General features: G+C 70.7%; 24 protein-coding genes and 1 tRNA gene. 14 read left to right on the top strand and 11 right to left on the bottom strand.

The window, feature by feature from the left end:
• The first annotated feature begins 87 nt into the window (after positions 1-87).
• Positions 88-279 carry a tetratricopeptide repeat protein gene (locus tag ABH920_RS37745; protein WP_370354170.1) on the top strand — a complete coding sequence of 64 codons (192 nt, stop codon included), beginning with the start codon at positions 88-90 and terminating at the stop codon, positions 277-279.
• A gap of 142 nt (positions 280-421) precedes the next feature.
• Positions 422-550, top strand: a complete 129-nt coding sequence (locus ABH920_RS37740; RefSeq protein ID WP_370354077.1) for a hypothetical protein — start codon at positions 422-424, stop codon at positions 548-550.
• Between the two features lie 132 nt (positions 551-682).
• On the opposite strand, the gene ABH920_RS37735 is transcribed toward ABH920_RS37740, so the two are convergent.
• The 3 genes from ABH920_RS37735 to ABH920_RS37725 form a co-directional block, all read right to left on the bottom strand.
• A tRNA-Lys gene (locus ABH920_RS37735) sits at positions 683-755 on the bottom strand.
• Positions 756-910: 155 nt separating this feature from the next.
• Positions 911-1,480 carry a DNA-3-methyladenine glycosylase I gene (locus tag ABH920_RS37730; RefSeq protein WP_370354076.1) on the bottom strand — a complete coding sequence of 190 codons (570 nt, stop codon included), beginning with the start codon at positions 1,478-1,480 and terminating at the stop codon, positions 911-913.
• Positions 1,481-1,658: 178 nt separating this feature from the next.
• Complete coding sequence (locus ABH920_RS37725; protein ID WP_370354075.1) at positions 1,659-2,219, bottom strand: ATP/GTP-binding protein; 561 nt, start codon at positions 2,217-2,219, stop codon at positions 1,659-1,661.
• A gap of 164 nt (positions 2,220-2,383) precedes the next feature.
• Between ABH920_RS37725 and boxB the strand changes: the two genes are divergently transcribed.
• Complete coding sequence (gene boxB, locus ABH920_RS37720) at positions 2,384-3,817, top strand: benzoyl-CoA 2,3-epoxidase subunit BoxB (RefSeq protein ID WP_370354074.1); 1,434 nt, start codon at positions 2,384-2,386, stop codon at positions 3,815-3,817.
• Positions 3,814-5,496 (top strand): 2,3-epoxybenzoyl-CoA dihydrolase, encoded by a 1,683-nt coding sequence (gene boxC, locus ABH920_RS37715; protein WP_370354073.1) that lies wholly within the window; start codon positions 3,814-3,816, stop codon positions 5,494-5,496. The genes boxB and boxC overlap by 4 nt, the downstream gene beginning before the upstream one ends.
• Positions 5,497-5,538: 42 nt before the next feature.
• Here the strand turns inward: boxC and ABH920_RS37710 are convergent, their stop codons facing one another.
• Together ABH920_RS37710 and ABH920_RS37705 are read right to left on the bottom strand one after the other, a co-directional pair.
• Positions 5,539-6,051: a hypothetical protein gene (locus tag ABH920_RS37710; RefSeq protein WP_370354072.1), complete on the bottom strand. Its 513-nt coding sequence runs from the start codon at positions 6,049-6,051 to the stop codon at positions 5,539-5,541.
• A gap of 870 nt (positions 6,052-6,921) precedes the next feature.
• Positions 6,922-7,776, bottom strand: coding sequence for a PaaX family transcriptional regulator C-terminal domain-containing protein (locus ABH920_RS37705; protein WP_370354071.1), 855 nt, complete (start codon positions 7,774-7,776; stop codon positions 6,922-6,924).
• Positions 7,777-8,079: 303 nt separating this feature from the next.
• Between ABH920_RS37705 and ABH920_RS37700 the strand changes: the two genes are divergently transcribed.
• Complete coding sequence (locus ABH920_RS37700) at positions 8,080-9,561, top strand: APC family permease (RefSeq protein ID WP_370354070.1); 1,482 nt, start codon at positions 8,080-8,082, stop codon at positions 9,559-9,561.
• Positions 9,562-9,643: 82 nt separating this feature from the next.
• Positions 9,644-10,888: a PucR family transcriptional regulator gene (locus tag ABH920_RS37695; RefSeq protein ID WP_370354069.1), complete on the top strand. Its 1,245-nt coding sequence runs from the start codon at positions 9,644-9,646 to the stop codon at positions 10,886-10,888.
• A 36-nt stretch (positions 10,889-10,924) separates the two neighbouring features.
• On the opposite strand, the gene ABH920_RS37690 is transcribed toward ABH920_RS37695, so the two are convergent.
• On the bottom strand, positions 10,925-11,539 hold the full coding sequence (locus ABH920_RS37690; protein WP_370354068.1) for a TetR/AcrR family transcriptional regulator C-terminal ligand-binding domain-containing protein: 615 nt from the start codon (positions 11,537-11,539) through the stop codon (positions 10,925-10,927).
• A 30-nt stretch (positions 11,540-11,569) separates the two neighbouring features.
• A complete protein-coding gene (locus ABH920_RS37685) occupies positions 11,570-12,604 on the bottom strand; it encodes a LacI family DNA-binding transcriptional regulator (RefSeq protein ID WP_370354067.1) in 1,035 nt (344 codons plus the stop codon).
• 178 nt (positions 12,605-12,782) lie between these two features.
• Here ABH920_RS37685 and ABH920_RS37680 point away from each other — a divergent pair, with 178 nt between their 5' ends.
• The 4 genes from ABH920_RS37680 to ABH920_RS37665 all read left to right on the top strand — a co-directional run bounded on the left by ABH920_RS37680 (position 12,783) and on the right by ABH920_RS37665 (position 16,269).
• On the top strand, positions 12,783-14,153 hold the full coding sequence (locus ABH920_RS37680; RefSeq protein WP_370354066.1) for an extracellular solute-binding protein: 1,371 nt from the start codon (positions 12,783-12,785) through the stop codon (positions 14,151-14,153).
• Positions 14,153-15,076: a carbohydrate ABC transporter permease gene (locus ABH920_RS37675; RefSeq protein WP_370354065.1), complete on the top strand. Its 924-nt coding sequence runs from the start codon at positions 14,153-14,155 to the stop codon at positions 15,074-15,076. Before ABH920_RS37680 ends, ABH920_RS37675 begins: the two co-directional genes overlap by 1 nt.
• A gap of 1 nt (position 15,077) precedes the next feature.
• Positions 15,078-15,923 carry a carbohydrate ABC transporter permease gene (locus ABH920_RS37670; RefSeq protein ID WP_370354064.1) on the top strand — a complete coding sequence of 282 codons (846 nt, stop codon included), beginning with the start codon at positions 15,078-15,080 and terminating at the stop codon, positions 15,921-15,923.
• Between the two features lie 88 nt (positions 15,924-16,011).
• Positions 16,012-16,269, top strand: coding sequence for a hypothetical protein (locus tag ABH920_RS37665; RefSeq protein ID WP_370354063.1), 258 nt, complete (start codon positions 16,012-16,014; stop codon positions 16,267-16,269).
• Here the strand turns inward: ABH920_RS37665 and ABH920_RS37660 are convergent.
• Entirely contained in the window at positions 16,266-17,474 is a 1,209-nt protein-coding gene (locus ABH920_RS37660; protein ID WP_370354062.1) for an ROK family protein, read from the bottom strand. The two genes, ABH920_RS37665 and ABH920_RS37660, sit on opposite strands and share 4 nt — an antisense overlap.
• A gap of 167 nt (positions 17,475-17,641) precedes the next feature.
• Here ABH920_RS37660 and ABH920_RS37655 point away from each other — a divergent pair, with 167 nt between their 5' ends.
• Positions 17,642-17,986: a VOC family protein gene (locus ABH920_RS37655; RefSeq protein ID WP_370354061.1), complete on the top strand. Its 345-nt coding sequence runs from the start codon at positions 17,642-17,644 to the stop codon at positions 17,984-17,986.
• A gap of 1 nt (position 17,987) precedes the next feature.
• Here ABH920_RS37655 and ABH920_RS37650 read toward each other — a convergent pair whose 3' ends face one another.
• Complete coding sequence (locus ABH920_RS37650) at positions 17,988-18,218, bottom strand: hypothetical protein (protein ID WP_370354060.1); 231 nt, start codon at positions 18,216-18,218, stop codon at positions 17,988-17,990.
• Positions 18,219-18,347: 129 nt separating this feature from the next.
• Here ABH920_RS37650 and ABH920_RS37645 point away from each other — a divergent pair, with 129 nt between their 5' ends.
• The 3 genes from ABH920_RS37645 to ABH920_RS37635 all read left to right on the top strand — a co-directional run bounded on the left by ABH920_RS37645 (position 18,348) and on the right by ABH920_RS37635 (position 22,673).
• A complete protein-coding gene (locus ABH920_RS37645) occupies positions 18,348-19,490 on the top strand; it encodes an ATP-binding protein (protein ID WP_370354059.1) in 1,143 nt (380 codons plus the stop codon).
• Positions 19,487-20,206, top strand: a complete 720-nt coding sequence (locus ABH920_RS37640) for a response regulator (RefSeq protein WP_370354058.1) — start codon at positions 19,487-19,489, stop codon at positions 20,204-20,206. Before ABH920_RS37645 ends, ABH920_RS37640 begins: the two co-directional genes overlap by 4 nt.
• A gap of 133 nt (positions 20,207-20,339) precedes the next feature.
• Positions 20,340-22,673, top strand: coding sequence for an amino acid permease (locus ABH920_RS37635; protein ID WP_370354169.1), 2,334 nt, complete (start codon positions 20,340-20,342; stop codon positions 22,671-22,673).
• 54 nt (positions 22,674-22,727) lie between these two features.
• On the opposite strand, the gene ABH920_RS37630 is transcribed toward ABH920_RS37635, so the two are convergent.
• Together ABH920_RS37630 and trxA are read right to left on the bottom strand one after the other, a co-directional pair.
• Complete coding sequence (locus ABH920_RS37630) at positions 22,728-23,741, bottom strand: ArsR/SmtB family transcription factor (RefSeq protein ID WP_370354057.1); 1,014 nt, start codon at positions 23,739-23,741, stop codon at positions 22,728-22,730.
• Between the two features lie 300 nt (positions 23,742-24,041).
• Positions 24,042-24,446 (bottom strand): thioredoxin, encoded by a 405-nt coding sequence (gene trxA, locus ABH920_RS37625; protein ID WP_370354056.1) that lies wholly within the window; start codon positions 24,444-24,446, stop codon positions 24,042-24,044.
• Positions 24,447-24,482 lie beyond the last annotated feature (36 nt).

The following is a 24,482-nucleotide window of genomic DNA, read 5'->3' as shown; positions in this document are numbered from 1 at the left end:
CGAGCCAGCCCGGCGGTGGCGTGACCAGGCAAGCGCGCTGTCCGGGCTGGGAACCGTACGCCTGGCGGCCACGGACACGCGGCGGCGATCGACCTGAACGAGCAGGTCATGGCCCTGTGCCGGGAACTCGGCACCCCGCACGGCGAGGCGATTGCCCGCTACGACCTGGGCCGCCTCAGCCTGGCGACCGGCGACGCCCCCGCCGCGGTCCGCCTCCACGAACAGTCGCTGGCGCTCATCCGCGTCGTGGAGACCGGCAAGGAGAGGCCGAGATGCTGAACAGCCTCGTCGGCATCTTCGCGAGCACCGCCCGGCCGCACGAGGCGCTACCGCTGTATCGGCGGGCGCCGGAGCTCGCGCGGGAGGTGCACAGCCCCATCGACGAGGCGCAAGCTCTCGAAGGCGCGCGGCCCGATGCGAGGTGGAGGCGCACGCCGGCGCCGGCGAGACCGTCCTGGCCGACCTCCGGGAGGCCATAGCCATCTTCCGGCGCATCGCTGCTCCGGATGAGGAGGCGGCGACGGCGTACCTGGCCGAGCTGATGGGGTGAGGGGCAGGGCGTCGGGGCGCGGGTCGCAGTGCGCTGACGGCGCGGTGCAGGCGGCCGGAACAAGATCGCCGACTCTGCGGCCTGACATGCGAAAACCCAGCTCAGAAGCCTGAGCTGGGGTCCTGCTACGGGTGCGCCGCCAGGGACTTGAACCCCGAACCCGCGGATTAAGAGTCCGCTGCTCTGCCTATTGAGCTAGCGGCGCTTGATCTTGCCGGTGTCGCGTTGACGGGTGAAACATTAGCAGATCTCCAGGGGCGCCGGTGACCACCCGGCGGGGCGTCGCGTCGTCGGGTTCGGGGGTTCCGGGCGTGGTCGGCGGGGGCGTGGCGGTGGTGGGCCGGGGTTCGTGGGGCGGCTTCAGGCCTCGGCTCGGAAGCAGCCCTTCAGGTGATCGTCGACCATGCCGGTGGCCTGCATCAGGGCGTAGGCGGAGGTCGGGCCGATGAACTTCACGCCGGTCTTCTTCAGGGCTTTGGCCATGGCCTTCGACTCCGGGGTTTCGGTCGGGGTCTCGCCGAAGGTCTTGGGGCGGCGGTGGGTGGCGGGGGCGAAGCTCCACAGGTAGGCGTCCAGGCCGCCGGGGATTTCGCGGACCACGCGGGCGTTGTTGACGGCCGACTCGATCTTGGCGCGGCTGCGGATGATGCCGGGGTCGGTCAGGAGGCGTTCCACGTCGGCTTCGGTCAGGGCCGCGACCGCGTCGATCTGGAAGTTGTGGAAGGCCGTCCGGAACGCCTCGCGCTTGCGCAGCACGGTGATCCAGGCCAGGCCGGCCTGGAAGCCCTCCAGGCTCAGGCGCTCGAACATCGCGTCGTCGCCGTGCAGGGTGCGGCCCCACTCGGTGTCGTGGTACGACGCGTAGTCGCCGCCGGTGCCCGCCCAGCCGCAGCGGGGGAGGCCGTCTTCGCCTGTTACGAGATCTTGCACGGCGTCCATCGTAGGCGGCGGGTCCGACAAGGTCCGGTCAAGCGACGGTCAAGCGACGGTGAGGCGCCTGCGAGGCGGCGCGCGGCGGCGAGGCAGCGCGGCACGGCGCGGCACGGCGCGGCACGGCGCGGCACGGCGCGACACGGCGCAGCGCGGCACCGCGCCGGCCCGCCCGGCGTCACGCCTCCTCCGAGCTCCACTTCACCGCGTGCTCGACCAGCGCCAGCAGCACGGTCACGGTCGAGGTGCGGTCGCGCGCGTCGCAGATCAGCACCGGGGTGGACGCCGGGATGGCCAGCGCCTCGCGCAGCGCGTCCTCGCTGTAGCTGCGGGCGCCGTCGAACTGGTTCACCGCCACGACGTGCGGCATGCCGCGGTGTTCGAAGAAGTCGATCGCGGCGAAGGCGTCGGCCAGGCGGCGGACGTCGGCCAGGACCACCGCGCCGATCGCGCCGCGGGCCAGCTCCTCCCACAGGAACCAGAAACGCTCCTGGCCGGGGGTGCCGAACAGGTACAGGATCAGGTCCTCGGCCAGGGTCAGGCGGCCGAAGTCGAAGGCGACCGTGGTCGCGGTCTTCGCGGGCACGCCGACAGTGTCGTCGATGCCGCGGCCGACCGAGGTCATCTCGGCCTCGGTGGTCAGCGGCTCGATCTCGGACACCGTACCGACCAGCGTGGTCTTGCCCACGCCGAAGCCGCCCGCGACCAGGATCTTGGCCGTTGTCTGCACGATCGTCATCGCCGCCGCCCCAGTCCCCCCGAACATAAAGATCTGGAGAATAGTAGTGGACGATGATGTTCGACAGCATATTGGCAGTCCCGCGCCGGAAGTGTAGAACGTTAGCAGGGCCGCGTCACACCGTCGCCCGGCCCGCGGCTTCGCGCAGCGCAAGGAGGGCCCGCATGCCCACGCCGATCGACTACAGCGAACGCATCCCCAACAACGTCGGGCTGGCCGGCGACCGGCGCCTGCAACGGGCCCTGGAGGGCTGGCAGCCGAAGTTCCTGGACTGGTGGCGCGATCTGGGCCCCGCACTGCCCACCAAGGACGTGTATCTGCGCACTGCGGTGGCCGTGGGCCGCGACGGCTGGGCCCACTTCGCACACGTCCCGATGGAGCAGTACCGCTGGGGCATCTTCCTGGCCGAACGCGATCCGCGGCGGGTCATCGGCTTCGGACGGCACAAGGGCGAGCCGGCCTGGCAGCAGGTCCCCGGCGAACACCGCGCCGTGCTGCAGCGGCTGATCGTCATCCAGGGCGACACCGAACCGGCCTCGGTCGAGCAGCAGCGCGTCCTCGGCCGGACCGCGCCGAGCCTGTACGACCTGCGCAACCTCTTCCAGGTCAACGTCGAGGAGGGGCGGCACCTGTGGGCGATGGTCTACCTGCTCCACGCCTTCTTCGGCAGGGAAGGACGCGAGGAAGCGGACCAGCTGCTGCTCCGGCACTCCGGGGACCACGACAGCCCCCGGATACTCGGGGCCTTCAACGAGGCCACCACCGACTGGCTCCAGTTCTTCATGTTCACCTACTTCACCGACCGGGACGGCAAGTACCAGCTCGGCACGCTCAAGGAATCAGGGTTCGACCCCCTGGCCCGCACGTGCGAGTTCATGCTCAAAGAAGAGGCGCACCACATGTTCGTCGGCACGACCGGCGTGCAGCGCGTGGTGGAGCGGACCGCCGAGCGGATGGCCGAGCACGACACCGACGACGTGCTGGCGCACGGCGCCATTCCCTTGCCGATCATCCAGCGTTATCTGAACTTTCAGTTCTCGGTGTCGCTGGACCTGTTCGGATCGGAGCAATCCACGAACGCCGGCACGTACTACAGCGCCGGCGTGAAGGGCCGCTGGCAGGAGACCCGGCGCGATGACGACCACGTGTTGATCGGGGCCGAACGTCCGATGACAGTGGTCGAAGAAGGGCGATTGACGGCGAGGCCGGTGCCGTTGCTCAACGCCCTGAACCTGGACCTGCGCGACGAGTACACAGCCGACTGCGCGCGCGGCGTGAAGCGCTGGAACCAGGTGCTGGCCGAGGCCGGACTCCCGCAGCGGCTGTACCTGCCCCACGAAGGATTCCACCGCAAGGTCGGCGCCTATGCGGGACACCACCTCAGCCCCGAGGGCGAAGTCCTCGACGCCGCGACCTGGCAGGCCCGCGCCACGGAATGGCTGCCGACCCCGGAGGACCGCGCGGCCGTGGCTGCGCTGATGCAGCCGGAGTACGAGCCCGGACGCTTCGCCGCCTGGATCGCCCCGCCCCGCACCGGCATCAACGAGCAGCCGGTCGAGTTCGACTACGTGCACCTGGCCGAGGAGGGCATCGGATGACCGGCGTGGACTTCGACACCGCGCCGGACCGCTACCGGCACTGGACGCTGCGGATCGACGGCGCCGTCGCGACGCTGAGCCTGGCCGTCGCCGAGGACGCCGGGCTGGTGCCGGGCTACGCGCTGAAGCTGAACTCCTACGACCTCGGGGTCGACATCGAGCTCTATGACGCCGTGCAGCGCCTGCGCTTCGAGCACCCCGAGGTCCGGGCCATAGTGCTGACCGGCGGCCTGGAGCGGATGTTCAGCGCCGGGGCGAACATCAGGATGCTGGCGCAGTCCTCGCACGAGTGGAAGGTGAACTTCTGCAAGTTCACCAACGAGACCCGGTGCGGGATCGAGGACGCGAGCGCGCACTCCGGCCAGACGTGGATCGCCGCGGTGAACGGACCGGCGGCCGGCGGCGGCTACGAGCTGGCGCTGGCGTGCGAGCACATCGTGCTGGTCGACGACGGCTCCACGACGGTGTCGCTGCCGGAGGTGCCGCTGCTCGGCGTACTTCCCGGCACCGGCGGGCTGACGCGCCTGACGGACAAGCGGCACGTGCGTCGCGACCGCGCGGACGTCCTCGCGACGAAGACCGAGGGCTTCCGCGGGGCGACGGCGCAGGAATGGGGGTTGGTCGACACGATCGCGACACCGGCGCGCTTCTCGGCGGAAGTGGCGCGTGTTGCCGAGGAGGCGGTGAGTCGGTCGCGGCGGGCTCGACGTGCCGGCTCTGAGACTGGCGTGGACGCCGAGAAGGGGATCGCGTTGACGCCGTTGGCGCGCGTCGTGGGCTCGGACTCGGACTCGCTGGCCTATCCGTATCTGACCGTGCAGATCGACCGGAACGCCCGGCGCGCGGACTTCACCCTTCTTGGGCCGAGCGAGGCGCCGCCCACCGACGTCCACGCTCAGGGTGCTGATTACTGGCCGCTGGCGCTGACCCGGGCCCTCGACGACGCCATCCTGCGCATGCGCACGAACGAGCCGGAGATCGGGACGTGGGTCCTGCGGACCCGGGGCTCGGTCGACCTGGTGTCGGCCTACGACGCGCAGCTGACCGAGCTGGCCGACGACTGGTTCGTGAACGAGGTCCGGCACTACTACAAGCGGACGCTCAAGCGGCTGGACGTCACCAGCCGGAGCCTGGTGGCGGTGATCGATCCGGGCAGCTGCTTCGCCGGGCTGTTGCTCGAGACGGCGCTCGTCGCGGACCGGCAGTACATGCTCGACGGAGTGTTTGAGGACATTGATCCGGACGCCGAGCCCGCGGTGTTGGTGGTGACGGCGGCGAATCTGGCGGCCTGGCCCACGGCGAACGGCCTGAGCCGGCTGGCGACGCGCTTCTCCGGACACGACGGCGGCCTGGAGGCAGCGGCCCACGTCGGGGAGCGGCTGAACGCCGACGCGGCGATGGAACTCGGCCTGGTCACCTACGCGCTCGACGATCTGGATTTCGAGGACGAACTCCGCGTGGCGCTCCAGGAACGCGCGGCGCTGTCCCCGGACGCGCTCACCGGGCTGGAGGCGAACCTGCGTTTCCCCGGCCCGGAGACCATGGAGACGAAGATCTTCGGCCGGCTGACCGCGTGGCAGAACTGGGTCTTCGTGCGCCCGAACGCCGCGGGCCCCGGCGGGGCCCTGGCGCGCTACGGTTCCGGAGTCGCGGCGGAGTTCGATCGCCGGCGGGTGTGACCGCGCGGCGTAGTGAAACGCGCGGTTTCATCTGCTTAGGGTCTATACATGCCCTTTATCGGCGATCTCGCTCGTCGCGCCAAACTCCAGTTCTTCCTCGGCCGGCTGCCCAAGGACGCGCGCGTCCTCGAAGTCGGCTGCGCCGACGGCCGGATCGAGGCGCAGGCTGATCAGCGCCTTCGACACGGAGGCGGCGACGAACCCGGCCACGCCGAGCGCGAGCAGGGCCACCCGCGCCGCCGACGGACCCGCGAGCCACAACCAGGCAGCGTTGCCGCCGATGAGGGAGCCCGCCACGCCAGTCAGGACGCCGGCCCAAAAGCGCATACGGCTCCGCAGAACCACGGTCTCACCATTGGCGACGTTGATCACGACCGTCCGCGAGCCGAACCCGCTCTGACTCACCCGCACGCGATGAACACCCGGCTCCACCTCGAACTGCCGACTGTCGCCATTGCGCACCTTGCCGACCCGCCGCGCGTCGATGCGGATCGCGAAGCGGGACGACCAGCCGATGACGGCCGAGTCCCTGTTGATGACGATGCGGCCGGCCACCGCTGCCTCCCCGAGTGTTGGTGGGGACAGCTTAGGGAACGGGTGGGCGGGGAGGTAGGTCGGGCGTTGGGGGCCGACGCTGACGCACCACACACGATGGCCAGCAGCAGCAGCCGCTTGCCCGCCGACCGCCGCCTTGCGCTCGCTTGCCGCGCCTGCATGCTCGCCGCTGCTACCTGCTTGCGTTCCGCTCGTTCGCGAGCCGCTGCGCCTGCCTGCTGTTAGCCGCCGACCGCTGCCCGCCGACCGCGGACCGCTGCCCGCCGCTGACTGCCGCCGACCGCCGCCCGCCAGCCGCTGCCCGCCGCCACCTGCCGGCCGCTGAGTGCTCGGCCGCTACTGCTTGCCTGATTGCCGCGCGGCCTGCTCGTCCGCCAGCCGGTGCGCCTGCTGCTGCTAAACGCTCGCCGCCGACTGCTGCCCGCCGACCGTTGCCGACTGTCGGCCGATGAGTGCTCGGCCGTTGCTGCTGTCTGCTTGCCGCGCGGCCTGCTCGTTCCGCAGCTGCTGCGCCTGCCTGCTGCTTTTCGCTCGCCTGCGCCTGCTTGCTGCTGCCTATCCGCAGCCGCTCGCTTGTTTGCCCGCCAGCCGCTGCCCGCCAGTCGCCGCCTGCCTGCGAGTCGTTGCGGGCTCGCCCGCCAGGTGCCCGCGGTTTGCTGCTGCCCGCGCGCTTGCCGCCGGCTGCTTGCGTGTCATTTGGTGCTGCTGGCTAGCTGCCGCTTGCGCGTTTGCTGCATCGCAGGCGTTCGCCGCCGCCTGCCTGCTAGCCGGCCATCTGCTTGCCGCTGGCCGCGTGCTGTCTGGTGTTGCTGGCTCGATGCTTGGTGCTGCCGGCTTGTCTTTTGGTGCTGCTTGCTCGCCGTGGCGCCCCTACCCGCCGTCCAGCGCGTCCCACCCGCGCTGCGCGGCGGCGTGCCACTCGGCGTGGCGGGTGTGGAAGACCTCCACTGCCTTGGTGCCGGTCCAGTCTGTGGGCAGGAGTTCGTGGGGGAGGCGGGGGTCTAGGAAGGGGAAGCGGCGCCATTCGTGGACCAGGCGGGTTTGGGTGCGCATCGCCTCTGCGTCGGTGGGTGGGTTGGCGGTGCTGAAGGTGGTGGCGAAGGCTTCGTAGTCGGCTTCCAGGGTGCTGAGGTTCCAGGCTCGGGTGACCATTGCCTGTTGGCTGCCGATGGTGCTGTGGGCGGCTGTGAATGACATTGCGCCTTGGGATAGGTCCAGGTCTTGCAGGACTTCGCGTGCCTCTTGTTCGCGGGCGGGGTTGGGGTTGATCCAGATGCCGGGGTCGGGGGTGCCGAAGCCGGCCCAGGTGAGGCGGGTGCGGAGGCGGTGGCGGAGGTCGCGGCGGGTTTCGGGGACGGTCACCAGGAGCATCAGCCAGTGGCCGTCCCAGGGTGGCGTCGCGGGGGTGGTGCGGCCGAAGGTGAAGATGCGGTCGGCGCCTTCGGTCAGCAGGTGGCGGCCTTCGGGGGTCAGGGTCCAGCGGACGCGGCGGCCCACGCGGTCGGAGGTGATCCAGCCTTCTGCGGAGGTGCGGGCGAGGGCTTGGCGGGCTGCCTTCTCCTCGACGCCCTCGGCGGCCAGTGCCTCGACCAGGGTGGATGTCCACGGCGGCCGGTCGCGCGGCAGGACGTACTCGCCGAGCAGCGTCATCAGTAGCGAGCGTGCGCTGACCGTGTTCATTTCGCGACGCCGGGTGACGTGCGGCCGTGCCTCGGACCCCTCCATGACGCACCACGGTACCGGTGCGCGGCGTCGATTTTCTGTCGAGGGCACGGGTTTCCGTTGCCTTGTGATCGAAGGCGGGGGAGTGGTTGGGCCTGTGAATGGAATGGCGATTGGAGGTGTCGGGGGAGAAGTGTGTCAGGTCTTGATCGAATACGAGCCGGTGGAGGCCGCGCTATGTCCGCTTTTACTGCGGATTCCGCGGCTGGGGACCCTTGACGCTCGTTACGTCCATCACTTTTCATTGCCCGAACACACGGGTCGCTCATGACCCGGATCCCTGAGGCACGGAGGCGGTAGCGGAGTATGACCGAGATCTTGGCCCGGCCTTCCGCCTCGGAGAGCCCGGCAAGCTCCGAAAGCCCTTCGAGCTCCGAGAGCGCGAAGAGTGAAACCGCCGCCACCGGCGCTCCCGCCAAGCCCAAGCCCGAGCTCGCCCGCTCCCTCGGCCTCGTCGGCGCCGTCCTCCTCACCCTCTCCTGCCTGACCCCGGCCAGCTCCCTGTTCGTGATCGTCCCCGGCCTGTTCGCCACGCAGGGCACCGGCACCGCCCTCACCCTGGCGATAGCTGGCGTGCTGTGCGTCGGTGTCGCCTTCTGCTACTCCGAACTCGGCACGCTGATCCCCTCGGCCGGCGGGGAGTACGCGATGGTCGGCTCGCTGCTGGGCCGGGTCTCCGGCTGGCTGACGTTCTTCCTGGCCGGCGTCGCGGCGTTCATCATCCCGCCGATCATCGCCATCGGGACCGGTGAGTACCTGCACGCCGCCATCCCCGCGCTCCCGGTCAGCGGCGCCTACACCGGTGCGTTCGTGATGGCCGCCTCGACCGTCATGGGTGTCTTCGACCTGCGTGCCAATGCCTGGATCACCGGCGTCTTCCTGGTGCTGGAGGTGATCGCCGCCGGGCTGGTGGCGGTGCTCGGCTTCGCGCACACGCACCAGGGCGCCGGCGTCCTGCTGCACCCGGTGGTGTCCGACGGGCAGCATTCCTCCGCGCTGCCCTTCGGCACGATCATGGTCGGGCTCGCCGTGGCCTTGTTCGCCCTGCAGGGGTTCTCGACCGCTGTCTACCTCTCCGAGGAGATCCAGGAGCCGCGGCGCAACGTCTCGCGCGCCGTGCTGTGGACGCTCGGTCTTGGCGCGGTCGTGGTCGTCGTCCCGACCGTCGCCATCACCCTCGGTGCGGGTGGTGCCAGTGCCCTGACCGGGGCGAATTTCGACCTGATCGGGCTGGTCAAGGGCTGGAGCGATTCCGCTGTCGGCGCCTTCGTCGCGCTGTGCATCGCCGCGGCCATCGTCAACGCCGCGATCGTCATGGTGATCCAGAACTCGCGCATCCTGTTCGCCTCGGCGCGCGACAAGGCGTGGCCGGCGCCGGTGAACCGGGCGCTCGGCACGGTCTCCGTGCGCTTCGGGGCGCCGTGGGTCGCCACGCTCGCGGTCGGTGCGCCGGGCACCGCGCTGTGCTTCGCGCCGGTCGACACGCTCAACGGGATCACCGGTGTCGCGGTGACCGGGCTGTATCTGATCGTCGCGGTCGCGGCGCTGGTCGGGCGGCGTGGCGTGCACAAGGCGAGGGGCGCGTGGCGGATGCCGCTGTGGCCGGTGGTCCCGGTCCTGGTCGTGGGCAGTCTGCTCGGCATCCTGTTCGAGCTCTGGCGTACTCAGCCCTCGGATCTTTACTGGACGCTCGGCGCGACGGCCGCCGCTGCGCTGTACTGGGTGCTGTATCTGCGCCCGCGCGCCGCGACACGCTGGCTGATCGACGCCGATCCCGGTCGGCAGTGACCGAGGCGGCGGCCAAAATGGGAACTCCCGGAACTGGGAAAACCCATTCCGGGGGATAGTCGGATCGCTACGATGCGTAGCTGTGGGGGACGACGATCAGGTCGAGGACGGCGCCCGAGCGCTGGCCGCGCGCATGCTGGAGCGCACCGAGGAGTTCTCGGACGCCGTCACCGCGCGGATCAACGCCCTCATCCCGGTGTACGCCGAACGGGTGCCGATCGCGGACCTGTACCGCTCCGTCTCCGACCACTATCGGGTGATCTTCGACGGGCTGCTGGACCCGGACCTGGACGGCAACGCGCCGGCTGACGTGGCCGGACGTTCGCGCGCCGCCGAAGGCGTGCCGATGTCGGCGGTGTTCGAGGCGTACCAGATCTCGCTGTCCTACATCTGGGAACACCTGGCCGAGGCCGCCGAGCGGGACGAGGTCGCGCCGCGTGTCGCGCTGCGGGCCGCCTCCGCGCTGTGGCGGCGGCTGTCGGGGTTCACCGACGTGATGTCCGACAGCTACCGCACCGAGCTCGCGGCCCGGATCCGCAGCGAGGAGCAGCGCCGCTCGGCCCTGATCCAGGCGCTGCTGGAGGGGCACCTGTCGGAGCTCCAGGTGTGGGAGGCCGCCGACGCGCTGCGGCTGCCGCACCAGGGCCCGTACGTGGTCATCGCCGCGCGGGTGGCCGGCGCCGGCGAGCACGGCGTGAGCCGCGGGATCGAGGAGGGCCTGCAGCAGCAGAGCATCACCTCGGCCTGGCGGCTGCTGCACGACGTCGAGATCGGCCTGGCCAGCCTGCCGCGCCCGGCCGACCAGCTGGACGTGCTCATCGAGGCGCTGGCCACCGGCAGCGTGGGCCGGGTCGGGGTCAGCCCGCTGTACGACGATCTCACCGGCACCTCCCAGGCCCTGCGGCTGGCCCGCATCGCGCTGCGCGGCGCGGCCGGCCCCGGCAAGGTGGTGGTCTTCGGCCGCGACTCGCTGTCGGTGGCGGCGGCCAGCGCCCCGGACGTGATGGCGCGCCTGTCCCGCGCGATCCTGGCCGGGCTGGAGGGCATGTCGGCCGAGGACCGCGCCATCCTGCTGGACACCTTCGGCGCCTGGCTCGACCACGGCGGCTCCGCCGACGAGGCCGCGCGCCGGCTGTACGTGCACCCCAACACCGTGCGGTATCGGCTGCGGCGGCTGGAGGAGCGGACCGGGCGGACGTTGTCGGATCCGCGGCAGGTCGCGGAGCTGAGCCTGGCGTTCGAGGTGGATCGGGGGCGCGTGGCTTTGCTGGCGGAGGATGAGGGCGAGCGCGAGCGTGAGCGTGGGAGCGGGGACGGCGAGCGGTGAGCTGGGACGGCGAGCGGTGAGCGGTGAGCTGAATGCTCACCGCCGCACGTAGACCCCGGCCCGAGCCGCCGCAGCCGCAGCAGCCGCCGCACGCTCGGCGCTCGCCGCATCCAGCGCGTCCCCGCTGACCAGGAACCGGTAGTACAGCGGCGCCGACACCGCGCGGATCACCTCCGCCGCGTCAGTGCCCTGCGGCACCTCCCCGCGCGCTGCGGCCTGCTCGACGCACGGTGCCCACTCCGTGATCCGGGTCGCGTAGAAGCGGTGCAGCGCGGTGGCGGTGTCGGGGTGGCTGGCGGCTGCCGTGATGACCGCCTTGAACAGTGCGCTGGAGCGCGACTCCGTCAGGGTCTTGCGGACCAGGCGTGCGTTGGCGAGCAGGTCGCCGTCCAGGGTGCCCGTCTCGGTGCGCGGCAGGGACTGGTCGGCCATGTCGATCAGCAGGTCCGCGACCAGTGCGGCCGGTGTGCCCCAGCGGCGGTAGACCGTGGTCTTGCCGATGTCGGCGCGGCGGGCGATGTCGGCCAGGTCCAGGGTGTCGAAGCCGGTGTCGATCAGCGCGTCCTCGGCCGCACGTAAGGCCGCCGCGCGGGTGCGGGCCGTGCGGCCGCCGGGGCGGAGTGTGCCGGGGGCCGAGGGTTCGTCGGGCATGACCGGCATCCTAATGAAACTGCGGGGCCGTTAGGGGGGTGGGGCCGCCGGCGGCCGCTCTCCGGACCCGCGCTCGATCAGCCGCACCGGAACCGTCAGCGTCTCCGGCGCCCGCTCCGGTTCCGCCAGCCGCGCCGTCATCAGGTGCAGCGCGGCGTGCGCCATGCCCAGGCTGTCCTGCGCGATCACCGTCACCGGCGGGTCCAGCAGCCCGGCCAGCGGGAAGTCGTCGAATCCGACCAGCGCCGGCCGGAGTTCGGGCGGGACCTCGGACGCCAGGTGCGTCAGGACCGCGAACGTCGTCGTGACGTTCCCCGTCACCAGGGCCGTCACCGGCGCCTCGGCCGACAGCACCGCACGCAGCGCCGCGCTGATCCGCCGCTGCTCGGTCTCGCCGGTGTGCACCAGCCCGGCCACCGCGCGGCCGTCGGCGCTCAGGCACGCCCGGAACGCCGCCGCGCGTTCCCGTCCGGTGAAGATCCGCTCATGGTCGCCGATGTACGCGATGCGCGTGTGGCCGTGCGCGGCGAGCTGCCGGTACGCCATGCGCACGCCCGCGGCGTTGTCCGCCAGCACCGCGTCGGTCTCCGGGCCGGCCACCGGCCGGTCCACCGCCACCACCGCCAGGCCGGCCGCCATCTCCGGCGCCAGGTAGGAGTGGTCCGGGCCGATCGGCTCCACGACCACGCCGTCGAAGCCGCGGCGCGCCATCGACAGCACCACGGTGCGTTCGCGCTCGACGTCGTCGGCGGTGGACGCGGCGAACACGGTCAGGCCCGAGGCGTACGCGCCGCGCTCGAACTCCGCCAGCAGCGGGTTGCGGGCCGACATCTCGCGGGCCGCGACGCCGATCGTGCGGCTCGTGCCGCGCCGGAGTTGCTGCGCCTGTTCGTCGGGGCGGTATCCAAGCGTGTCTATCGCGGTCTGCACCCGGCGGGCGAACTCCGGGCCGACGGTCGGGTCGTGGTTGACAACCCTCGACACGGTGCTCAGCGCGACGCCGGCCTCGCGGGCGACGTCCACCATCGTCGGGCGTCTGGACCGGCGCCCTGAAGCCTTCGTCATGGAATATCCGCTCCACGGCCTGTCGTGACCTGATCGAGACATTCGCAGGGCTTGACGATGCCCCGGACCGCGCGCCTAGATTAACGCGAAAATAACGTTTTCTCAAAGCACGGCGCCACTCGGTCCGCTCCCTCCACCGCGCGCCACGCGGCGGACACGTTGTCGCGAAGGAGTCAGGATGTTGTCTAAGAGTTTACGCATAGCGTGTGCCGGCGGAGCTGCCGCGCTCGCCCTGACCGCAACCGCCTGCTCGTCGTCCTCCTCCGGCGGCGGCAGCGGAGGTAAAACGCTCAAGGTCGCCTACCAGAGGTTCGGCAACGAGATCCACGTCGACGCGCACATGCAGAAGGTGAAGGCGCAGTTCGAGGCCGCGCATCCGGGCATCACGGTCAAACTGGACCCGATCAACGTGTCCGAGAACGACTACTACACGAAGATCGACCTGATGATGGGCTCCAGTTCCACCGCGCCCGACGTGGTCTACGAGGACACCTTTCTCATCAACTCCGACATCCAGGCCGGCTACCTGACACCGCTGGACTCCTACCTGTCGACCTGGGCCGACTGGTCCCAGTTCCCGGACACGGCCAAGGCCGCGGCGCGCGGCCTGGACGGCAAGACCTACGGCGTCCCGATGGGCACCGACACCCGTGCGCTCTACTACAACAAGGACTTGCTGACCAAAGCCGGCATTCAGGTGCCGTGGCAGCCGAAGTCCTGGGCCGACGTCCTGACGGCGGCTAAAGCGATCAAGGCCAACGATCCCGGCGTGATCCCGCTGAACGTCTACTCGGGCAAGCCCGACGGCGAGGGCAGCACCATGCAGGGCTTCGAGATGCTGCTGTACGGCACGCAGGACACCCTGTACGACGGCTCCAGCAAGAAGTGGGTCGCCCCGAGCAAGGGCTTCAGCGACTCGCTGCAGTTCCTCAAGGACGCCTACAGCGGCGGCCTGACCGTCCCGCCCCAGCAGGAGCTCGACCCCAACATCGGCAACGTGGTCGGCGGGCAGCTGCTCCCGCAGAGCAAGCTCGCCATCGACCTGGACGGCTCCTGGGTCACCAGCACCTGGACGGCGACCGGCGCCAAGCCCTGGCCCGACTGGTCCACCGCGCTCGGCGAGGCCGCGATGCCGACCCAGGACGGCGGCGGCAAGGGCACCACCAGCATGTCCGGCGGCTGGACGCTGTCGGTCACCGCGAAGTCGAAGAACAAGGACCTGGCGGCGCAGTTCATCGAGCTGGCGCTGAACAAGGACAACTCCGCGTCCTACGACGACGCCGACGGCCAGATCGCGGTCCGCAACGACGTGGCCTCCGACCCCGCGTACCAGAACTCCAACCCCACCACGTCCTTCTTCACCGGCCTGGTCCCGGTCACCAACTACCGCCCGGCCTACGCCGAGTACCCGAAGGTGTCCGACGCGATCCAGGTGGCGACCGAGGCGGTGATCACCGGTCAGGCGTCGCCGGCGGACGCCATGAAGACGTACACGGAGACCCTGAAGGGCATCGTCGGCTCCGGCAATGTGGCGGCGGGCAGCAGCTGATGGCGATCGGCGAAGACCTCGCGGGCGCGGTGGGGCGGGTCACGGCCCCCCGCCGTGCCCGCGCCGCCCGCGCGACCCGGCACCTGCCGCTGGCGCCGGCCCTGATCATGCTCTTCCTGTTCTTCCTCGGCCCGGTGCTGTGGAGCGTCTACAGCTCGTTCACGAACGCCGCGCTGACCGGCGACGGCGCGCAGAACCCGCAGTGGGTCGGGCTGGAGAACTTCCGCCGGCTGTTCTCCGATCCCAACGTCACCAACGGGATCTGGCTGACCGTGGTGTTCGTCCTGGGCTCGGCGGTGATCGGCCAGAACCTGCTGGGGCTGGGCATCGCGCTGCTGATGCGCGGCCGGAACCGCTGGCTGCGCGGGACGGTCGGGGCGATCGTGGTCTCGGCGTGGGTGCTGCCGGAGGTGGTGAGCGCGTTCATCTGGTACGCGTTCCTCGGCCAGGACGGGACGCTGAACCAGGTGACGAAGGCGCTCGGGATCGGCTCCCAGGACTGGCTCTACAGCAGTCCGATGCTCGCCGTGATCATCGCCAACACCTGGCGCGGCACCGCGTTCTCGATGCTGGTCTACAACGCGGCGCTGGACGACGTGCCGACCGACGTGCAGGAGGCCGCCGAGCTGGACGGCGCGACCGGCTGGCGGCGGCTGTGGTCGGTGGTGCTGCCGCTGATCCGGCCCTCCATCGTGACCAACCTGATGCTGATCACCCTGCAGACGCTGTCGGTGTTCACGCTGATCTACGTCATGACCGCCGGCGGCCCGGGCTTCGCCAGCTCCACGCTGCCGGTGCTGATGTACCAGCAGGCGTTCAAGTTCTCCGAGGTCGGCTACGGCACGGCGATCTCGTTGCTGCTGCTGGCGATCGGCGCGGTGTTCTCGTTCGTGTACGTGCGTGTGTTGAAACCGGAGGCCTGAGATGGCGACGATGGGGATCGACACGCCGCGCCGCCGCGCCGCCGGCATGGTCTGCACGGGAATCCTGGTCCTGATCGCGGTGGCGTTCCTGGCGCCGCTGATCTGGCTGGTGCTGTCGTGCTTCGACAGCGCGGCCCAGACCTCGGTGAAGCTGCCGGATCATCCGAGCATCGACAACTTCCGGGCCGTGATGAACACGGACATGCTGTGGCGGCCGTTGTGGAACGGCCTGCTGCTGTGCGGGGGCTCGGCGCTGATCACGGTGGTGATCGCGACGCTGGCGGCGTATCCGCTGTCGCGGTACCAGACGCGCTTCCGCAAGCCGTTCCTGTACACCGTGCTGTTCGCGACCGGTCTGCCGATCACCGCGATCATGGTCCCGGTCTACGGCCTGTTCCTGCGGTTGCAGCTGATCGACTCGATGCCGGCCACCGCGGTGTTCCTGGCCACCACCTCGCTGCCGTTCGCGATCTGGCTGATCAAGGGCTTCATCGACAACGTGCCGATCAGCCTGGAGGAGGCCTCGTGGGTGGACGGCGCCTCGCCGATGGCCGCGCTGCGGTACATCGTGGTCCCGCTGATCGCCCCGGGCATGTCGGTGGTGCTGATCTTCACCTTCATCCAGGCCTGGGGCAACTTCTTCGTGCCCTTCATCCTGCTGCAGAGCCCTGAGAAGCTGCCCGCCTCGGTGACCGTCTTCACCTTCTTCGGGCAGTACGGCGCGGTGGCCTACGGGCAGCTCGCGGCCTATTCGGTGCTGTATTCGATGCCGGTCGTGGTGCTGTACCTGATCGTGTCGCGGGCGATGGGCGGCGCGTTCCGCTTCGCCGGTGCGGCGAAGGGGTGACGGCCGACCCGCCCTTCACCGCGGCCGGCGGCTAGGATCGGCACCTCAACGAGTTGTCGCCCGGCCGCCGGTCGGGTCCTTCAGTGGAGTGAGCAGTACGGACCACCCGGTCCCCGGACCCGACGAGAGTGGCGGCGAGCCAGACCCCGCCGCCCCACCGTCACGCGCCCGGGCGGCCGAGCACGGCTGGCTGCCGTGGGCGGCCGGCTCGGTAATGGTGGCGGCGGAGCTGCTGGTCCTCGCGTGCGCGCCCGGGCGCTGGCGTGCGGCCGGCGCGGTGGTGGTGGCGGTGGCGACGCTGGCGGTGATCGGGATCGCGGTGTTCGGCGGGGACGAGCCGCGTTAGCCGGTCCGCTCCCTGATCACCTGTTCGACGGCCACTGCGGCGGCCATGGCGGCGGCGCCGGTCAGCACCGCGCTGTCGCCGAGTGCTGACACTTCCAGGCGGGGCGGATACGGCAGCCGTTCCTGCAGGCGCTGCGCGACCCGCTCCAGTAACAGATCGCCGTTCAGCCCGATGCCGCCGCCGAGGATGACCAGCTCGACGTCGGCGACCGCGGCCACCACGCCGATGTAGGCGCTGATACGCCGCGCGACCTCGTCGACGACGGCGATCGCCCGCGCGTGCCCGGCTCGGGCCCGGTCGAAGATCAGCTCTGTCGTCAGCTGCCCGTCGGTCGTGAGATCGGTCGTGAACTCGGTCGTGAGATCGCTCGTGAGCTCAGTCGCGAACGGCTTCGCGTACTCCACGATCGCGGCCGCGCAGGGGTCGTTCGCGGCGAACCCCTCGGCGTCGAACGCGGTGTCCAGCTCCCCGGCCGCGCCGGAGTGCCCGCGGTGCAGGTGTCCGTGCAGCACCAGGCCCGCGCCGACGCCGGTGCCCACCGACAGGAACGCGAAGGTCTCGGCGGCGGCGCCGGTCCCGTGCGTGTTCTCGCCGAGCGCGGCGAGGTCGATGTCGTTCTCGACGGTGGACGGCACGCCGAGCGCCGCCTCGAGCTCCGTGGCGATCGCGAAACCGTTCAGCGCCGGGATGTTCAGCGCCTGCCAGACCCGGCCGGTGTGCCGGTCCACGACGCCCGGCACCCCGGCCACCGCGTGCCGCACCGTCGCCGCGTCCACCCCGGCCGCGGCGATCAGCTCGCGCGCCAGCTCCGCCGCCGCCGTCACCATGCGCGGGGCGTCCAGGCCGTGCACGTCCACGTCCTGCCGCGCCGCGATCGCCGCGCCCGGCCCGGCCAGCACGCCGCGCAGCCGGTGCGCGCCGAGGTCCAGGCCCAGCGCGTGCACGCCGTCCGGCTTGGGGCCGAAGAACACCGCGCCGTGCGAGGGGTCGCGCGCCGAGTCGGGGGACTGCGTCACCAGGCCGGTGGCCAGCAGTTCCTCCAGCAGCACCGACACCGTCGGCTTCGAGATCCCGGTGAGCCGGGCGATCTCGGCGCGGGAGATCGGGTGGCCGCCCTCGATCACCGACCACACCGTCCGGATGTTCATCTCCCGGAGCGTGGCCGCGGTGACCCCGGTGGTCGGGCGTGCTGCGCGGATGCTCATGGACGCAGAGTACGGCTTGGGCGCCGGTTGCGGTTCAACGGTGCCGACGTGCCGGGGCGAGGCGCATCGGCGAGGCGTATTGGCACAGTGTGAGGATGCACGAGCTGTCCGTGAGAGCTGCGTGAGAACCCATGGCCAACGCGCCGATCAGGGGTTTCGCTGGAATCGTGGCAACCTGCGTCCCCATCCTGCCCAGCGCCGATCTCGAACGGACCCGCGCCTTCTACTGCTTCCTGGGCTTCACCGTCGTGGACGCCGCCGACGAGTACCTGCGCCTGCGTTACGACGACGCGGAGGTCCACTTCTACCCGGACCCCGACATCGAGCCCGCTGCCAACCCCTCCGGCTGGTACCTGCGGGTCGAGGAGCCCGAGGAGCTGCGCGAGAAGTGGCGGAACGACGGGCTGGAGTGCCCGGACGTGCCGGTCCCGGCGGTGTACGGCCCGACGCTGTTCGCGGTGACCGATCCCGACGGCGCGTTGCTGCGGGTCGGGCCGGCCGACCGGCTCTGACTCAGCCCTGCGGGTACCCGCCCTCGGCGGCCCAGAGCTCGATGGCGTCGTTCATGAACAGGTGCACATATCCGCACCGGGCGCAGATCAACGCGGTGCTCCACTCGATGCCCGACAACGTGCCGGTGACTTGCAGCTTGACCTGCTTCCGGAAGAAAAGATCCAGCTGGCAGACCTGACACCGGAACGGTATCCGGTTGATCGTCGCCAATGTCGCCGCTTTGCGTCCCAAGGTTCCCCCCAACCCCACGTGCGAAGCGCATGATCGCGCGTGATACTACGCGCGCAATATGCTGCACACCAGATCCCGGGCGTGCGGACCCGGGGCGCAGCCGCGAGCCGAGGAGCCTGGGGAGGACCGATGCCGGACTTCGCACGCGCGCGCGGGTGGCGCGGGCTCGTTGCGGCGCTGGTCGTGCCGCCGCTGCTGACGGCCGTGCTCACGACCCTCACCGAGCGCCTGAACCTGAGCAGCCAGGTCCTCATCTACCTGGTCGCGCTGGTCGCGATCTCGCGGGTTTGCGGGATGGTGCCGGCGCTGGTGGCCGCGGTGTGGACCGCGCTGCTGCTGGACTACTACTTCATCTCGCCGATCCACACGTTCCGCATCGCGGTGGCCAACGACGTGATCACGTTCTCGGCCTTCGTCATCGTCGCGGTGACGGTGGCCTCGGTGGTCGAGTACTCCGGCAAGCAGTTCCGGCGCGCGACCCAGGCCGCCGCCGAGGCCGCGCAGCTGGAGGCCGCCGACCGGATGCGGACCGCGCTGCTCAACGCGGTCTCGCACGACCTGCGCGCCCCGCTGGCGGCGGCGCGGGCTTCGGTGGACACGCTGCACGATCCGCGCTTCGAGCTCTCCGCCGGCGAGCGCGAGGAACTGCTCGGCGCCGCGCAGACCTCGCTGGGCCGGCTCTCGCGGCTGGTGGAGGATCTGCTGGACATGTCGCGGTTGCAGTCCGGCGCGCTCAAGCCGCTGGTGGAGACGGTCGCGGTGGACGAGGTGATCCCGCGCGCGATCGACGACGTGCCGACGGCCGCGGGCCGCGTCACGTTCGCGGCGAACCCGGAGGGCGTGCCGCCGGCGCTGGCCGACAGCGCGCTGCTGGAACGCGTGCTGGCGAACCTGGTCGGCAACGCCGCCAAGCACACCGCTTCCCGGATCGAGCTGGTCGCGGGTGCGGCGACCCGCGTGCACACCCCGAACATCCCGAACACCCCGAACATCCCGGACACCCCGAACGGCGACAAGGTGGAGATACGCGTGATCGACCACGGCCCCGGCATCCCGGCCACCGACCACGAGCGCGTCTTCCGTCCCTTCCAACGGCTCGGCGACCGCGACAACACCGCCGGCGTCGGGCTCGGCCTGGCGCTGGCCCGGGGGCTGGTCGAGGCGATGGGCGGCGAGCTGCGTCCCGAGGACACCCCGGGCGGCGGGCTCACGATGGTGGTGACGGTGCCGGCCCGGCCGGCGTCCGGCTCGCGGGAGGCGTCGTCCCGATGAAGCATCTGCTGGTGGTCGACGACGAGGCGCAGCTGCTGCTGGCCGTGCGCATCAACCTGCAGGCGCGCGGCTACGACGTCACGGTCGCCGCCGATGGCGCGGCCGGGCTGGCCGCCGCCGCGCGCCGGACCCCGGACCTGGTGGTGCTGGACCTGGGCCTGCCGGACATGGACGGCGTCCGGGTCATCGACGGTCTGCGCGGCTGGACCACGGTGCCGATCCTGGTGCTGTCCGGCCGCACCGACTCCTGGGACAAGGTGGAGGCGCTGGACGCCGGCGCCGACGACTTCGTCACCAAGCCGTTCGACATGGACGAGCTGGCGGCGCGCGTCAGGTCCCTGATCCGCCGTTCGGAGCCGGAGAACACCACCGGGCCGGTGATCGCCGTCGGCAACCACCTCGTCGACCTCGCGGCCCGTACCGTGACGCGGACCGCCGAGGCGCCGGCCGACGTGCCGGAGGCGGTGCGCCTGACCCGGACCGAGTGGGCCGTGCTGGAGATCCTGCTGCGCCATCCCGGCCGCCTGGTCTCCAGCAAGCAGCTGCTGGCCCATGTCTGGGGGACCGAGCACGAGCCGGAGGGCAGCTACCTCCGCTTCTACCTGGCGCGGCTGCGGCAGAAACTGGAGCCGGAGCCCTCCAACCCGCGCCAGCTGCTGACCGAGCCGGGCATGGGGTATCGCTTCCAGCCGCTGGAAACCGTGGGGAAAACGTGAGCGGAGCGCGGTCACCGCGTTGTGAGGCGTGAGTAGTCCGTGAGAAATAAACGCCCGGACGCTAGTGCTTTCCGGGTGGCCCGGCAATAGCATCGCGGTCGTGCCAAGTGCTCTGGGGATAGCCAAACGGGTCATGGTCGGCCGGCCGATGCACAGCGAGATGCTCGGCGAGACCTTGCTCCCGAAGAAGATCGCGCTCCCGGTGTTCGCCTCGGACGCGTTGTCGTCCGTGGCCTACGCCACCGAGGAGATCCTGCTGGTGCTCTCCGCCGGCGGACTGGCCCTGCTGCACTTCACGTGGTGGATCGCCGCCGCGGTGGGCTTGCTGATGCTGGTGGTCGTCGCCTCGTACCGGCAGAACGTGCACGCCTATCCCTCCGGCGGCGGCGACTACGAGGTCGCCACCACGAACCTGGGCCCGAAGGTGGGCCTGACGGTCGCCAGCGCCCTGATGGTCGACTACATCCTCACCGTCGCGGTGTCGGTGTCCTCCGGTGTGGCGAACCTGGCCTCGGCCTTCCCGGCGCTGAACTCGCACGTCGTGCTGATCTCGGTGGTCGTCATCGCCACGATCACGCTGCTGAACCTGCGCGGGGTCCGGGAGTCGGGCACGGCGTTCGCGGTGCCGACGTACTGCTTCGTCGCGGCGGTCGGCGTGATGATCGTGACCGGGCTGATCCGGGTGGTGTTCGGGCACGGACTGCACGCCGAGAGCGAGCACTACAAGATCATCAACACCACGCACTACAACGGCGTGCTGCTGATCTTCCTGCTGCTGCGGGCTTTCGCCTCCGGCTGCACCGCGCTCACCGGCGTCGAGGCGATCAGCAACGGCGTCCCGGCGTTCAAGCCGCCGAAGAGCAAGAACGCCGCGACGACGCTGGCCCTGCTCGGCGGGATCGCGGTCGCGATGTTCGCCGGCGTCACCGCGCTGGCGCTGGCCGGCCACGTGCACGCGGCGGACGCGGCGAACCTGTCGGGCCTGCCGGCCGGGCAGCAGCCGCGCACGGTGATCGCGCAGGTGGCGCGGTCGGTGTTCGGCGGCAACTCGCCGTTCTTCTTCATCCTGCAGGTCGTCACGGCGCTGATCCTGGTGCTGGCGGCGAACACCGCGTTCAACGGCTTCCCGGTGCTCGGCTCGATCCTGGCCAAGGACGGCTACCTGCCGCGCCAGCTGCACACCCGCGGCGACCGGCTGGCGTTCTCCAACGGCATCCTGCTGCTCGCCGGGTTCGCGACCTTGCTGGTGGTGGCGTTCAACGCCTCGCCGACGCGGTTGATCCAGCTGTACATCGTGGGCGTGTTCGTGTCCTTCGTCTGTTCGCAGACCGGCATGATCCGGCACTGGAACCGGCTGCTGCGGGACACCGCGGACCCGGTCGAGCGCCGCCGGATGATGCAGTCGCGGGTGATCAACGCCATCGGCGCCGGGGTGACGGCCGCGGTGCTGGTGATCGTGCTGGTGACGAAGTTCGCCAAGGGCGCGTGGATCGTGGTGCTGGCGATGCCGCTGATCTGGCTCGTGATGCGGGCCATCAACCGGCACTACGCGGCGGTGGCGCGGGAGCTGACGCCCTCGGACGACGCGGTGTTCAGCCTGCCCGCCAACAACCACGCGCTGGTCCTGGTCTCCAAGCTGCACCTGCCGACGCTGCGCGCGATCGGTTACGCCAGCGCCACGCGGCCCAGCACGCTGGAAGCGGTGACGGTGAACCTCGACGACGCCGAGGTGGAGGCGCTGAAGGCGGAGTGGGAACGGCGCTCGATCCCGGTGCCGCTGACCGTGATCGCCTCGCCCTACCGGGAGATCACGCGGCCGATCATCGAGTACGTCAAGCGGGTCCGGACGGAGAACCCCGACGACGTCGTGACGGTCTACATCCCGCAGTACGTGCTCGGCCACTGGTGGGAGCAGGTGCTGCACAACCAGTCCGCGCTGCGTCTGAAGAGCCGCCTGCTGTTCCAGCGGCGGGTCGTGGTCGCGGCGGTGCCGTACCAACTGGAGTCGGCGACCGCCCGCATCGAGGCCGCGAAGGCGCAGGCGCACGCGCAGGGAACCTTCCAGGGGAGTGCCATGACCAAGCCGAAGCAGCCGAAGCCGCCGCGTCAGAGAACCCGGCTGCAGTCGTTGACGCTGGAGAACCAGGAACTGGAGGCGGCCGAGTTGTCGCAGGAGGTCTCGCCCTGCGGAGCCACGGCCATCGCCGACTGCCCGGACCGCGAGCAGGTGGTGATGGCCGGCACGCTCCGCACGGTGCGCATGCGCCCGCGCGCCGGCGTGCCGGTGCTGGAGGCGGACCTGTGGGACGGCACCGGATCGGTGACGGTGAGCTGGCTCGGGCGGCGGCAGATCCCGGGGATCGCGCCGGGGCGCCGGATCGTGGTGCGGGGACGGATCACGACGGCCGGCGGGCAGCGGGCGGTTTACAACCCGATTTATGAGTTGCGGCCGGGGCCAGCTGACTGAGGCGCGGCGGCCTGCCCGCTCTGCCAGCGGCGCGTTTGGCGTCCCGGTCTGCGGTTATTCCTCAGCACGTGTCGACTGATACAGAACACTGCGAACCTCCCGGGTTCGCCGCACCAGGCCGGCTCGGTGCAGGATCTGCAGGTGATACGAGACTGTTGAGGGGCTCAGCCGGAGTCGGCCCGCCACCTCGCCGGTCGTCGCCGGGGCCGCCACGGCGGCCAGGATCTGGGCGCGTGTCCAGCCGATGAGTTCGCCGGGGCGCGGTGGTTCGGGGGGTGTGCCGGGCGTGCTGCGGGCGACCGGGTAGAAGAGCATTGCGGCGCGGCGGTCGTGGTTCGGCCGGCGGCCGGCGTCGGTGTTGTTGTCGTCGGCGGGCTGCTGGTAGCGCACCACCGGGTCGATCACCGTCGCCGCGCGGGTGATGAACACGCTTGGCAGGAACACCAGGGCCGGCTCCGGGACGTCGACCTTGAAGCGGCCGCGGACGCGCACGCTTCCGTCGTGCCAGTCGATCTTCGGGCTGAGGGTGTCGATGGCGGCTGCGAAGCCGTGCTTGCCGAGGATCCGCAGCCGCTCGTCGACGTCCGCCTCCATCCGGGCCCTCACGCGCGGCCATTCGGGGGCCAGCACGTGCAGCCAGACCTGCTCCAGCTCCTTGGCGAGGCGTTCCGAGGTTTCGCGTTCGTCGGTCTCGGTGAGCTTGCGCGGCAGCGTGCGCCCGACGGTCTTGGCCAGCTCGCCCTCGACGGCCACGGCCAACTCGCCGGCGACGCGCCAGGTCGGGGTCGTGGCGACGGTGTGGAGTTCCTCGGCGGTGTCGCCCTCGTAGCGCGTCGGCTGCGGGGTGAGGAAGTCCGGGATGTAGTGGCCGGCGTCGGCTTCGACGTTCAGCAGTGCCGCCAGCAGATCCAGGCGCCGGGCGGCGATCGTCTCGCGCAGCCTCGGGCGCAACGGCGCGGGAAGGTCACCGTTCGCGGCGGCCAACAGCATGTTGACCGTCTCCGAGACCGGGGACAGTGCGAAGCGCGAGCGGGCCAGGCCGTCGGCGCCGAGCTGGATCCTGATCATCTTCGAATCCGTTCGAATTCGTGGACTCGGCCGGTGCCGTCGCCGTTTCCTGACAGGACGACGCGGTGGCTGCCCGAGGTTGCGGATCCGACGCCGGCGCTGCACCGACACGCGGTCGGCGCCCGTCGTCCGCGCGTTGTCGTAGTCAACGTGTTGAAATAGGCCCCGTGGCGGACATCGCCCGGTGTGCGGGGGCACACGGCGGTGCCGGCGACGAGGCTGGCAGCGTGGTCGGCGCGGTTGCGGAGGGTGGACCCGACGCCGCGCCGACTGCGCTGTCGTGGGGAGGGGCCGTGAGTGTCAGACTGCGGCGCTCTCGGCGTCGGCCGCACTTCCGGCGCTCTCGGCCTCGCGCTCGGCCAGAGCCTTGCGCACCTCGTCCATGTCCAGCGCGCGCGCCTGCGCGATCAGGTCCTCCAGCGCGGACTCCGGCAGCGCGCCGGGGTGCTGGTAGAGGGTGACGCCGTCGCGCACGATCATCAGCGTCGGGATCGAGCGGATGTCGAACGCCATCGCCAACTCCTGCTCGGCCTCGGTGTCGACCTTGCCGAACACGATGTCCTCGTGCTTTTCAGCGGACTTCTTGTACACCGGCGCGAAGGACCGGCACGGTCCGCACCACTCGGCCCAGAAGTCGACAAGCGTGATGCCCTCGCCCGCCACGGTCTCGGCGAAGGTGTCCTTGGTCAGTTCCACGACGGCCACGGCCGTTTCCTCCTCGGTGCTCGACGGGGGCCCTGG

This window comes from Catenulispora sp. EB89, assembly GCF_041261445.1.
Taxonomy (GTDB): domain Bacteria; phylum Actinomycetota; class Actinomycetes; order Streptomycetales; family Catenulisporaceae; genus Catenulispora.
Note: the sequence above shows the minus strand (reverse complement) of the source record. Positions and strands in the feature narration are given on the sequence as shown.